The organism is Cytobacillus sp. FSL K6-0265 (assembly GCF_038003465.1).
GTDB lineage: Bacteria > Bacillota > Bacilli > Bacillales > Cytobacillaceae > Cytobacillus > Cytobacillus stercorigallinarum.
This window is the reverse complement of sequence record NZ_JBBOPE010000001.1, coordinates 2485980-2498878: the sequence shown is the minus strand read 5'-3', so window position 1 is coordinate 2498878 and position 12899 is coordinate 2485980. Positions and strand designations below refer to the sequence as shown.

The 12899-nt window shown below is 35.0% G+C and carries 11 protein-coding genes; 8 read left to right on the top strand and 3 right to left on the bottom strand.

Going from position 1 to position 12899, the window contains the following annotated elements:
- The first annotated feature begins 99 nt into the window (after positions 1-99).
- Entirely contained in the window at positions 100-789 is a 690-nt protein-coding gene (gene tenA / locus MHH73_RS12655; protein ID WP_191814422.1) for a thiaminase II, read from the top strand.
- A 294-nt stretch (positions 790-1083) separates the two neighbouring features.
- Positions 1084-2364, top strand: a complete 1281-nt coding sequence (locus MHH73_RS12650; RefSeq protein ID WP_191814420.1) for an MFS transporter — start codon at positions 1084-1086, stop codon at positions 2362-2364.
- Between the two features lies 1 nt (position 2365).
- Here the strand turns inward: MHH73_RS12650 and MHH73_RS12645 are convergent, their stop codons facing one another.
- Positions 2366-2500: a hypothetical protein gene (locus MHH73_RS12645; protein WP_341067199.1), complete on the bottom strand. Its 135-nt coding sequence runs from the start codon at positions 2498-2500 to the stop codon at positions 2366-2368.
- 164 nt (positions 2501-2664) lie between these two features.
- Between MHH73_RS12645 and MHH73_RS12640 the strand changes: the two genes are divergently transcribed.
- Positions 2665-4800 carry a peptidoglycan D,D-transpeptidase FtsI family protein gene (locus MHH73_RS12640; protein ID WP_191814418.1) on the top strand — a complete coding sequence of 712 codons (2136 nt, stop codon included), beginning with the start codon at positions 2665-2667 and terminating at the stop codon, positions 4798-4800.
- A 362-nt stretch (positions 4801-5162) separates the two neighbouring features.
- A complete protein-coding gene (locus MHH73_RS12635) occupies positions 5163-5978 on the top strand; it encodes a hypothetical protein (RefSeq protein ID WP_191814416.1) in 816 nt (271 codons plus the stop codon).
- Positions 5979-6021: 43 nt separating this feature from the next.
- Here MHH73_RS12635 and MHH73_RS12630 read toward each other — a convergent pair whose 3' ends face one another.
- Both MHH73_RS12630 and MHH73_RS12625 read right to left on the bottom strand, forming a co-directional pair.
- The gene (locus tag MHH73_RS12630; RefSeq protein WP_191814414.1) at positions 6022-6192 is read right to left on the bottom strand and encodes an aspartyl-phosphate phosphatase Spo0E family protein; all 171 of its coding nucleotides are present in this window, start codon (positions 6190-6192) and stop codon (positions 6022-6024) included.
- Positions 6193-6493: 301 nt separating this feature from the next.
- Positions 6494-7870, bottom strand: a complete 1377-nt coding sequence (locus tag MHH73_RS12625) for an aspartate aminotransferase family protein (RefSeq protein ID WP_318245480.1) — start codon at positions 7868-7870, stop codon at positions 6494-6496.
- A gap of 222 nt (positions 7871-8092) precedes the next feature.
- Here MHH73_RS12625 and MHH73_RS12620 point away from each other — a divergent pair, with 222 nt between their 5' ends.
- The 4 genes from MHH73_RS12620 (at position 8093) to MHH73_RS12605 (ending at position 12422) form a co-directional block, all read left to right on the top strand.
- Positions 8093-8959, top strand: coding sequence for a MurR/RpiR family transcriptional regulator (locus MHH73_RS12620; RefSeq protein WP_225230613.1), 867 nt, complete (start codon positions 8093-8095; stop codon positions 8957-8959).
- A gap of 12 nt (positions 8960-8971) precedes the next feature.
- Positions 8972-9757 (top strand): SDR family oxidoreductase, encoded by a 786-nt coding sequence (locus MHH73_RS12615; RefSeq protein ID WP_191814412.1) that lies wholly within the window; start codon positions 8972-8974, stop codon positions 9755-9757.
- A gap of 111 nt (positions 9758-9868) precedes the next feature.
- Positions 9869-11755, top strand: coding sequence for a molecular chaperone HtpG (gene htpG, locus MHH73_RS12610; protein ID WP_191814410.1), 1887 nt, complete (start codon positions 9869-9871; stop codon positions 11753-11755).
- Between the two features lie 268 nt (positions 11756-12023).
- On the top strand, positions 12024-12422 hold the full coding sequence (locus tag MHH73_RS12605) for a VOC family protein (RefSeq protein WP_191814408.1): 399 nt from the start codon (positions 12024-12026) through the stop codon (positions 12420-12422).
- Positions 12423-12899 lie beyond the last annotated feature (477 nt).

The window sequence follows — 12899 nt, the reverse complement described above, 5'->3', positions numbered from 1 at the left end:
ATGAATAATGTATACAGTAGCCACTTTCTTTAAGGAAGTGGTTTTTTCGCTTTTCTGGATTTTTTATGCTCATTAAAAAAGAGAGAAGAGGTAGAAATGATGGCAACAAAAGAAACGTTTACACAAATGTTAAGGAAAGAAGTACATGATATTTGGGAAGCTAATTTTGAACACCCTTTTGTCAAAGGAATCGCTAAGGGAGATTTACCAATTGAGTGTTTCCGCTTTTACGTGTTACAAGATTCTTACTATTTATCACATTTTGCACGTGTGCAAGCAATCGCTGCTTCTAAAGCGGAGAATTTATATATGACTTCGAGAATGGCTTCACATGCGCAAGGGACTTATGAAGCAGAACTAGGGTTACATAACAAATTTATGGAGTTATTAAAAGTTTCAGAAGAAGAGCTAAACCAGTTTAGACCAGCTCCTACTGCCTATGCCTATACATCCCATTTATACCGAGTAGCAGAGACAGGTACAGTTGGCGAGGTCATCGCTAGTTTGCTTCCATGTTACTGGATTTATTATGATATTGGACAGAGCTTTAAAGGGGCAAAACCAAAAGAAGAAATTTATCGTACATGGATTGATACTTACGGTGGAGAATGGTTTGTTAAACTTGTACTGGAACAAATTCACCACCTTGATCGGCTTGCTGAACTTGCATCTGAAACAGAAAAAGAAAAAATGAAATCTGCATTTACCATCAGCTGTCAATATGAATTAGCTTTTTGGGAAATGGCGTATACTCAAGAAAAGTGGTTAACTGATAAAACATATGCATAAAACATCATAAGATAAAGAGGGAATAGTGTTAACAGAATAAGGTTCATTCTTATTAACTTTATTCTGTTAACATCAAATCCCTATTCTCGTCGTAATATTAGGTTTGTTATGGAATAAGGCAATCTACAAATATGGCAGATTTTCTTTCACAAAAAAGTTCGCTCTTCCCCAACTACTCATCTCGTCTATAGAAAGATGACTCCACCCTCATAGATAGAAAAACTTCCTATATATATATAATGTCAATAAGCGTATAATGAAAGACGAATGTTAAATTAAGGAAGGCGTTTAATTATGAATAAACAACAAAGTAAGTACAGATGGGTTGTATTTGGTGTTTTACTTTTAGCCTATTTATTTATGGTAAGTCAAAGAACGGCACCTGGTTTAATAACAGATCAATTAATGGAAGAATTTCATTTAACGGCTGCAACGATTGGCTTGATAACGAGTATTCAATTTTTTGCTTATGCTGGATTGCAAATTCCCATCGGATTATTTTCTGATCGATTTGGTCCAAATGTATTTCTTGTCGTTGGAACGCTGCTTAACGGACTTGGTACCATTCTATATAGTTTGGTAGATAATAGTTATATGTTAATCTTTGCTAGATTATTATGTGGAATTGGCGATGCTACTATATGGGTCAATTTAGTTCTTGTGCTAAGCATTTGGTTCAAGCAGCAAGAATTTTCAATGCTTGTAGGATTTGCCGGAATGACAGGTAGTTTAGGTTTCTTATTAGCAACCGTCCCTTTTAGTTCGACCATTGCTTTACTAGGGTGGCGAATGCCATTTTTAATTGTTGGCATCTTAATATTCATCCTTGGTATGGGACTTTATATTGTTTTAATAAAATATCCCAGGAAGAAATTTTATATGGCAGATGAAAAAAACCAAAAAGAAACAAATGAACCGTTACTAGTCATCATAAGAAGATTACTTGTCAATCGTCAAGCTTGGGCGACATTCCTTTGTCATTTTGGTGTAGTAGGCACGTATATCGGCTTTATTGGCTCTTGGGCTGTTCCTTATGGTATGGAGGTTTACGGCTTATCAAGATCTAATGCAAGTGAAGTAATAATGTACGGATTATTTGGTGCCATTATAGGAGCTCCATTAACGAGCTATCTATCTACTTTTTTTGACAAAGTCAAATTACCTTATGTCTTTGTGCATCTGCTGTCGGTTTCTGCTTGGATTACCTTAGTATGGATGGGCGGGGAGCCACCGTATTTATTATTCATCCTTTTATTCGTGTTAATTGGTTATGCAAATGGTGCCAGTACGCTAACTTTTACAGTCGTTAGGCAGTCCTTTCATATAAAAGAAGTGGGGCTTATTTCTGGTTTTGCCAATACGGGTGGCTTTCTTAGCGCAGTGTTGCTGCCAGCACTTTTTGGAAAAGTATTGGACTATTTTGCTCTGTCTGACTTAGCAACTGCTTATCAATATGGACTGTATATTCCTTTAAGCTTTGCGATTATTGGGTTAATTGGTGTATTTATGTTATATGAGCCAGCAGTTTATCGTCAAAAACTACAAAAGAGTGAAATGGAAAAATCGGTTGGTTAACTTAACAATCGATTTTTTGTTTAGCCGCTAAAAAAGAAGAAGAATAATCACTTAAAAGAAAGGTAAGTGGATACCTGATTTGTTCATTATCTATCGTCTTTATAGAAAATGTTACTGGTAGTGTAAAATTGATCATTTTTATCAAATACCTCTTCATACCAATTGTAAAAAATGGATATTTGTTGTAAGATAGTTTATATTATTAATCTAATTTTAATAGTTTACATATTTTCGAAATATTGTAGTTACATATAGTAATAATTAAGAAGATTCATACTTTGATGATTGGTTGTGTTGATGATGGCGGGAGAGCAAAAAAGACAGAAACGAAATAAAAAAATGGTTTTTCGGATTAATGTAATGTTTTTTGCAGTATTTATACTCTTTTCGATTCTAATCTTCCGCTTAGGTATTGTTCAAATTGTTTACGGGGAGAATTATAAAAAAGAGATTGAACGGGAAGTGGAGGTGCCAGTTACAAGCACAGCACCTAGGGGGCAGATTTATGATAGTAAAGGTAGACTGGTTGTAGGGAATAAACCTCAATTAGCAATAAGTTATACACGCTCGCAATCTACTACACAAGAAGAAATGATTCAGACATCAGAGCTATTAGCCAAAATGATTAAAAAAGACTCGGAAGAAGACTTGAAGGCAATTACTGAAAGAGATAAACAAGACTTTTGGATCATAAAGTATCCAAATGAAGCAGCAGAAAAAGTATCAGACAAAGAAAAAGATGAATTGCAGGCAAGTGATTTGTCATCGAAAGAAGTAGATGAAGAAATATATAAACGAACGAGGGAACGAATAACAGAAGAAGAATTGAATGCTTTTAAGAAGGATGAACTAGAAGTTTTAGCAATCTTTCGAGAAATGGCAAGTAGTCGAATGTTGACACCTCATTTTATTAAGAACAAAAATGTCAATGAAGATGAATTTGCCCTTGTTAGTGAGAATCTTCATTTATTACCTGGCATTGATACAACAGTAGACTGGGAACGTTATAATGCCTTGAAGGACGAAGATGGCGAAGTGACATTAAGTTCTGTGCTTGGAAATGTTTCAAGTTCAAAAGAGGGCTTACCTAGTGAAATGCTCGAATATTATCAATCTAAAGGATATAGTCGCAATGACCGTGTTGGCAAAAGTTATTTAGAATTGCAATACGAGTCTGTCTTACAAGGGCAAAAGAAAATCATGAAAAATTATACAGATAAAACGGGTGAAGTAACAAAGCAAGATGTTGTAAGAGAAGGACAAGCAGGAAAAGATCTTGTTTTAACAACTGACATCGAATTCCAACAAGAAGTAGAAAAAATCATTGAAAAGCATATTCGCAGTCTAAGAGGTGGAAATTACTTCTTAGATCGTGGCTTTGTTTCAGCGATGAACCCACAAACAGGTGAGGTTCTCGCAATGGCGGGTAAACAGTTTGTCAAAGATGAAAAAACAGGTGAAACTGAGGTCATGGATTACGCCTTAGGTAATATGACAAGTCAATATTCGATGGGTTCCACTGTTAAAGGTGCAACAGTATTGGCGGGATATCAAGAAGGGGTGATCTCACCTTGGAGTGTTTTAGTGGATAGACCATTGTATTTTGACGGAACACAGCCTAAACGATCTTGGAATACAGCAGGATTTGGTGCCATTAATGACTTAACGGCCCTTAGGAAATCGTCCAATGTTTATATGTTTTTAATTGCAATGAGAATGGGTGGACAACAAGAATACATTCCCAAAGGTAAACTTCGTATTGATAAAGATGAAGGTATTAGAAAGTTACGATATAATTTTCACCAGTTCGGACTGGGAGTAAAAACGGGTATCGACTTACCAGGTGAAGTAACGGGACAAGCACCAATTCCCCCTAATGGAGGGAATACGCTAGACTTTGCTATTGGCCAATTCGATACGTATAGTCCACTACAACTCGCTCAATATGTATCAACGATTGCGAACGGTGGTTATCGTATGCAACCACAGATTGTGAAGGAAATTCGCGAACCGAATCTTGAGAATAATCAACTTGGAGCGGTTTATAAGTCAATCGAGCCGAATGTATTAAATAAAATTACGATGAAGGATGCGTGGATTGAACATGTACAAGATGGATTTATCCAAGTAGTCAACCATCCGCAAGGAACAGCAAATAGTGGGATTACAAATAAAAAGTATAAGATTGCGGGGAAAACAGGAACAGCTCAAGCTTACTACGGGGGCCCACTTAAGGTGCAATCGAATCCAGATACTTGGAATTTAACCTTTGTCGGGTACGCACCGTATGATAACCCTGAAATTGCAATTTCAGTTGTTATTCCATGGTTGTCTTCAGATAAATCCAAGATTAACCTTCATATTGCTGATGAAGTATTTGATGCTTATTTTAAAATGAAGACTAAACAAAAAGGCGAAGAAAATGAAGAACTTTAACTGAAAAAGACCGATTTGCACCCCGAAAGTTAGACCAAAAAGTCTACGGTCGGGGTGTTTTTTTATGTTGAAAGGATGATGAAGCTTTTACGTGAAAAGGTGTAAATGTCAATCTTGTTGGAGAAGTTGGTGACGCTCCCCTATCGAAAGTATTTGGAATTCGTAATCCCGGCTTCGGGGGGAAATATTCCAAACCGACTGCTAAAGTAGAATCGCGAAGCAATGGGAGTATTTTCCGAAAAAAAATTGATTGTATTTTGTTATAAAAATGCTATGATATTAATAGTTTTATATTCTTTTAAATACATTTTTTAACATCTGCAATGCAAAAACATAATTGAATAATGAAGGTGAATGAATCAATGAAAATTGTTTCTTTTAATGCATTTCGCACGATTGGCATGCCTAATGTGCACTATATAAAGCCAGAACATATGTTTAAAGAAATAGATGCAATTAAACAAGCTGATATCGTATTATTTCCTGAAACGTGGCAAGTACCGTCGCTTGTGTACGGATTAAAGAAAAAGATCTTTCCTAGTATAGAAACAATGCAGTTAGGTTTTAGTAAAATTGAAATGACAAGAGCGCTTTGGGCGGTGAGTCCTGATCATGTTCCCTATACTGAAATCCTTGCTAATACAAGGAGCAATATAGAGTATGTTTTAGATACTTTTCCCTTTCCTTTTGTAGCAAAAGAATCACGAAACTCTATGGGAAAAGGGGTTTTTCTCATCCAATCCAAAGAAGACTTTCTAACGTATTGCGAGAAAGTTGACGCTTTATATATCCAAGAATATTTACCGAATGATGGCAAAGATTTACGTATATGTGTGGTTGGAGATGAAGTATTGGGCGCTTACTGGAGAGTGGGACTAGAAGGAGAGTTTCTTCATAATATTGCCCAAGGTGGAGAACTATGTGCCGACTTTATTCCACAAGAAGCGATCGACCTTGTTTTAGATGTCGCCGGTCAATTAGGTATTAATCATGCCGGGTTTGATGTTATGGTAAGCGAAGGAAAGTACTTTATTATCGAATTTAATGTGTTATTTGGGAATCAAGGATTAAGTAAACTAGGAAAATCAGTTGAACAAACGATTTATCAATATTTATTATCGCAATTTCTACCACCCTTTCCAACATCGCCGACACCAGGAAATAAAGTTGTTTCATAATGACAAAAGCCTAATTTCTTTAAATAAGAAACTAGGCTTTTCCTTATTTATTAACTGTGTATTTTTCTTTTTGTACCAGATTAATTAAGTGGTCGAGTTCCTCGCTTATTTGAATAGTGAAAGGGTCTGATAATCCAAAAATATCCCCGATAATTAAAAGCATTTCTCTTGTATCTTTTATCTGACTTTCTATATCTATAAAAGTTACCTGCATTTGTCATTACCTCGAATTCAAAATATCATAACTAATTACATTATCACATATTTTTACATATTATACAATCAATAGTTACCTTATCGTATGAACCTAATATAGAAATCTAGTAAAAAGGAAAATGGTCTTATAAACAGTGTTTCAGTTTTTAACTAGCAACGAGATAAAAGGGAGAAATAAAAACAATCATTGATAAGCACCTATCAGCGGTAGTGAGCGAAAAATAGATGCATCATAAAAAGCACAAACAAAACCTGTATTTTAAGGGTTTTATTTGTGCTTTTTCACTAGATACAAATAATTATAAATCTTGTAAAGCTTTTTCGAAAATCTCCAGTGTTCGATTAATTTCTAAATCAGTATGTGCGGTAGATAGGCTGAAACGATTCATTGGTTTTGTATATAAACCATTAATTAATAATAATAGGTCTAATCTTTTTCGTAAGACAAAATTCGCCTGTTGTAAGTCGCGATAATTCCATACTTCTTTATCAGTAAATACGATGTTAAAAATGGAGCCAAGTCCAATGGTTTGCATCGTTAGTCCTTTTCTTTCAAAAAGACTTGTAAGTTCTTGTTTTAAACGATGCGTTCTAGCCATCACTTCAGAGATTTCATTTTGCAATACGTCAATAGTTGCTATACCTGCTGCAAGGATAGAAGGGTGACCATTATATGTCCCGCTATGGAATAGGACATCTTTGGCACTGGAGTTCTTACCTGTACTATGGTCAAAAACATCCGAGAATGTCGAAGGGGCACAAGTCATCATGATCTCTGCTTTGCCTCCAACCATACCAACTGGGAAACCTCCTCCAACTACTTTACCTAATGTCGTTAAATCAGGTGAAATATGATAAACGGATTGGGCACCACCAAGCCCCAATCTAAAGCCGGTTTTTACTTCATCAAAAATTAAAACAATATTTAAGTCTTCCGTAATTTTTCTTAATCCAGTCATAAATTCTTGTGTAGCAGGGATAAAGCCACTTTGAGCAGGTTCTAAAATCACTGCTGCTATCTCATCTTTATGCTTTGTCAAAATTTCAGCTGTTGCTTCCAAATTATTAAAAGGTAAAACAATCGTATGAGTTTGGTGATACGGATCCACACCTTTAGATTCAATTAATGCATTTGGTTTTGAATCTGGACCTGCTTGATCTACTTTCGGATTGACACTAATCAGCATTTGATCATATCCACCGTGGTAATGGCCTTCAAACTTGGCAATTTTATATTTACCAGTGTAAGCATAGGCTAGTCTTATAGATAATAAGGTTGCTTCAGTACCAGAGTTTGTATATCTTAGTTTCTCCATTGAAGGATAAAGGGCTTGTAATTTTTTTGCCATTTCGAGTTCAAGTTGATGAGGTGTCCCGAATAAATGTGTACCATTCACCTGCATTTGGTCAGCTAATGCTTTTTGCACTTTAGGGTGACCGTGACCGAGCATTAAAGAGCCATAAGATAATAAGTAATCGATGTATTCATTGCCATCAATATCGAATAAATAAGCGCCACTACCTCTTTGCATAACAATCGGGTAAGGGTCAAAGTACTTAATATTTGCTGTTACACCGCCTGGCATATAGCTTTGGGCTTCTAAAGAGTATTGATATGATTTACTCGTTTTTGCTTTTAATTGTTCGTGTACATCATCTAATGAACTGGTTTTCACTGTATTTTTCACCTCTATAATGAAATATATATTTCATGTTTATTCGTATAAGAAATATATAGAACATCATACGCTGAAATTCATTATTTGTGAAGTGTAAATTTCATTTTTAATTAAAATGAAATAAATAATTCATCATTCGTTATATAAATTATCAATTCTTACGCTTTTCACGTATAATAAAAAGTATAGAAAGAAATCTGTTAATTTTGAAGAAAAGGTATGACTGATAAAATGGAGACTATCGAAAAGTTAATCGCAGATCAATTCCCGGTAATGAGTAAATCTCAAAAGAAAATTGCTACATATATGCTTGATCATAAAAATGAAATCCCTTTTTTAACTGTTGCCAAACTGGCCAAGTCAACGAAAGTAAGTGAAGCAACGGTTGTTAGATTTGCTGTTTTTCTTGGTTTTACTGGCTACTCTGAGTTACAACAGCATATGCAAAGCTCTATCCAAAAGCAACTTACTACAACAGAGAGATTGAAAATGTCATCAGATGTTTATGAGCATGAAAGAGAAGGGGTAGTGTCGCTGTTCCAAGATGATATAGCTAACATTCAATTGACTATGGAAAAGTTAGATGAAAAACAATTTATGCAAGCAGCACAATATATATTAGCGGGAAGAAGAATATACATAAGTGCCAATCGCAGTGCTCGGTCATTAGGTGTGTTTCTGCAATATTATTTAAATATTATCCTTGGCCATAGTGAATTAATCGGTGCTGCTGACACTGTATCGGAACAGTTATTTAAGCTGGATAAGCATGATGTAGTTATTGGTATCAGCTTTGCTCGTTATTCAATGAATACAATTGAACAAGTGCAATATGCAAAAGAAAATGGAGCAAAGGTTATTGCTATTACTGATCATCTAACATCACCTTTAGTGCCATATGCAGACGTTGTATTAACTGCTTCTAGCAAGCTTCCGACGTTTATCGACTCCTTTACCGCCCCACTTAGCTTAATTAATGCTTTAATTGTTTATTTAGGGAAAGAGCGGACTGAAGTTGTAGAAGAAAGATTAGAGAAACTAGAAGACTTATGGGAGCGGTTTGATATATTTTATAGAAAGAAATAGGAGGAGTAGTCGATGGATTTAAAAATAAAAGGGAAAGTAGCTTTAGTATTAGCTTCTAGTCAAGGTTTAGGAAAGGCGATTGCTCTTGAATTAGCTAAGGAAGGCGCCAAAGTAATGATCTCGAGTAGAGATGAAAGTAAACTACAAGTCGTGCAACAAGAGTTAAAAGCAAGTGGTGTTGAGGATGTGGATTACCAAGTGTGTGATATTACAAAGCAGGATGATATTGAAAAACTTATTCAAAAGACAACTGCTACATATGGAACAATTGATATCCTTATCAATAATGCTGGAGGACCCCCTGGTGGTGGGTTTGAGGATTTAACGGATGATGACTGGTATCGTTCGTTCGAGTTAAATTTACTTAGCTATGTACGAACGATCCGAAGTGTATTGCCTGAAATGAAGAAACATGGTGGAAAAATCATCAATATTGCTTCCACATCTATTAAACAACCAATCCCAGGTTTATTATTGTCTAATACATTTCGCTTAGGAATTGTCGGTTTGACTAAAACCCTTGCTGATGAATTAGCGCCACATCAAATCTTAATCAACACGGTTGCACCAGGTAGAATAGCAACAGATCGTATTGACTATCTTGATCAATTAACTGCCGATAAAAAAGGGATTACGAAAGAAGAAGTGCAAAAAGCATCAGCACAATCAATCCCATTAGGTCGTTATGGCAAGCCTGAAGAATTTGCTCAATTTGTCACTTTCTTATGCTCAGATATTAATACTTACGTAACCGGTTCTTCAATTTTAATAGATGGCGGAATGGTGCGTTCTTTATAAATATTAACTATTGACTGGGAAAAAAGAGGATATTAAAATAGTATTAGCACTCTATAAGGTAGAGTGCTAATTTATTCTTTGAAAATTTCACGAAAAGGAGAGACTGCGGAGATGGCAGAAAAAATGCAATTCCAAGCTGAATCGAAACGATTGCTTGATATGATGGTACATTCTATTTATTCACAAAAAGAAGTGTTTTTACGTGAATTAATTTCTAATGCGAGTGATGCAATTGATAAAATCTATTATAAGGCGTTAACGGATGACCAACTTGTTTTTGAACAAGATGATTATTACATAAAGGTGGTTCCTAACAAGGAAGCGCGCACATTAACTATTATTGATACTGGTATCGGCATGACAAAAGAAGAATTAGAAAATAATCTAGGTGTCATTGCTAAAAGTGGATCCCTTGCTTTCAAATCAGAAAATGAAGCAAAAGACGGCCATGATATTATCGGGCAGTTCGGTGTCGGATTTTATGCAGCTTTTATGGTAGCGGATGAAGTAAAAGTGTTGACAAAAGCGTTGCATAGTGATCAAGCTTATCTTTGGGAATCTCAAGGAGCCGATGGATATACGATTGTGGAAGCAACGAAAGATCAAGTAGGTACAACCATCACACTTAAATTAAAAGAAAACGAAGAAGAAGAGAACTTTGATGATTTTCTTGATGAATATCAATTAAAATCAATTATTAAAAAATACTCTGATTTCATTCGTTATCCAATCAAAATGGATGTGACAACGAGTAAACCGAAAGAGGATAATGACAAAGAATTTGAAGAAGTAATTGAAGAGCAAATCATTAATAGCATGGTTCCAATTTGGCGTAAGAATAAAAATGAGTTAACGGATGAAGATTATCAAAACTTCTATCAAGAGAAACGGTATGGGTTTGATCAGCCGTTAAAGCATGTGCATGTTAGTGTCGATGGTTCTATTCGTTATAATGCCATTCTTTTTATCCCAGAAAATCGTCCATTTGATTATTACTCTCAAGAATATCAAAAAGGGTTAGAACTATACTCAAATGGCGTGTTAATTATGGAGAAATGCCCAGACTTATTACCGGATCACTTCAGCTTTGTTAAAGGGATGGTTGATTCTGAAGATTTATCCTTAAATATTTCAAGAGAAATTCTTCAACATGACCGCCAATTAAAACTCATTGCCAAAAATATCAATAAGAAAATTAAAAGCGAGTTAAAAACTTTATTGAAAAATGAACGTGAACAATATGAGAAGTTCTATGAATCATTCGGTCGCCAAATCAAGTTTGGTGTGTATAATGAGTTTGGTACGCATAAGGATTTATTAAAAGATTTACTATTGTTCTATTCGTCAAAAGAGAAAAAACTAGTAACATTAGATGAATATATAAGCAGAATGCCTGAAGAGCAAAAATATATTTATTATGCTACAGGTGATTCAATTGATCGGATTGACAAGTTACCACAAACAGAAATCGTGGCCGATAAAGGATATGAAATTCTTTACTTTACCGAGGATATTGATGAATTTGCGATAAAAATGCTTGTTAACTATGAAGAAAAAGAGTTTAAGTCAGTTTCTAGCGGAGATTTAGGGATTGATGCAGCAGACAAAAATGAAGACAATGAAGATGAAGTAAAAGAAAATAAAGAAATCTTTACGAAAATGTCTGAAATACTTACTGGCAAAGTAAAAGAGGTCCGAGCATCCAAACGACTAAAGTCTCATCCGGTTTGTTTATCAGCTGATGGTGAAGTAACCATAGAAATGGAAAAAGTATTAAGTATGATGCCAGACAATCAAAATGTTAAAGCTGATAAAGTATTAGAACTGAATATCCACCATTCTGTTTTCAATAGTATCCAAGCTGCATTTAATAATACTGATGATGAAAAATTAGCTTTATATACAAATTTACTCTATAACCAAGCATTACTTATTGAAGGCTTATCTGTGGAAGACCCAGTTGCTTTCACAAATGATATTTGTAAGGTAATGCAATAATCTTCAACAAAAGGCCCGATCAATTGTTCGGGTCTTTTTACATTTACGCTGTTTTCGTATGGATTGACAATCTTTTTAAAGCAAAAGAAGAACAATGAGAGCTTATTAAAGCTCTTAGATGAAATTGAAAAGTTTACTAAACTAAACGTTGAAAACGATTCGGTAAAATCGTTCTTATTGTGGACATACATCAGTGAAATGTAAAGGAAAGTATAAGACAAATTAACGTATGATTATATTTGAAAATATAAATATAGGAGGGATAGAAATGATTTTTGAAATGACTACTCAGGTTAGAGTGGCCAATATTGAAGAAGGGCAAAAGTGGTATGAGGCACTGCTTAATAAGCAGGCTGATTTTACTCCGCATGAGGGGTTTGCTGAGTGGGAACTTATTCCGGGATGTTGGTTGCAGGTGGCAGAAGGAACTCTTTCTGAGGGCAACGGACCTTTACGTTTAGGAGTTACTAACATTGAGGCTGAAAGAGACAGACTGATAGAAGATTTAAAGATTAATTGGTTTGAAATACATACAAGACCTGAAGTACCAGTGAAATGGGGAACTTTCACAGACCCTTGGGGAAACCGACTTGGATTTTTCGAATACTTAGATAAGAGAGAAGAGCAAGAACGTATTAAAACGATCACTGAAACAAAAAAAGATTGAAAAAGTCTGGTAAGAAAGGGTACTAAGGGGGTGGTTCCCTTTTTAGTTTAAAGTGAATTGCAAAGTTGCCCGCGCACCTCCAGAATTCTGCAAAGGCTCCCCCTAATCATTTCTGCCTATAGAAATTTACCTTTTATCATTCCATTCTATCTCTATAAAAGATCAGAATACAAGCATCAAGTCTATTATTATTTGTGAGACATAATAAATCACATCCGCTTACCACTTTCGAATGTAATAAAACGCTCATATTTACAGGGTATGTAAGGATAAATAACATATAAAAGTGATAAAGAAAAAACTATTTGGAACTAGTATTATGTGAAGCGCTTACAAAACGTTGCTTTTTACATTTTGACAAGCAAGCCTGGCAAACTATTTTACGAATTGTATAATGATTAATCAATTAGAACACAGTAAAATGATTATAAGATTCTAACAATTCAGTATAATTTATGTTAGAAAAACTAACATTCA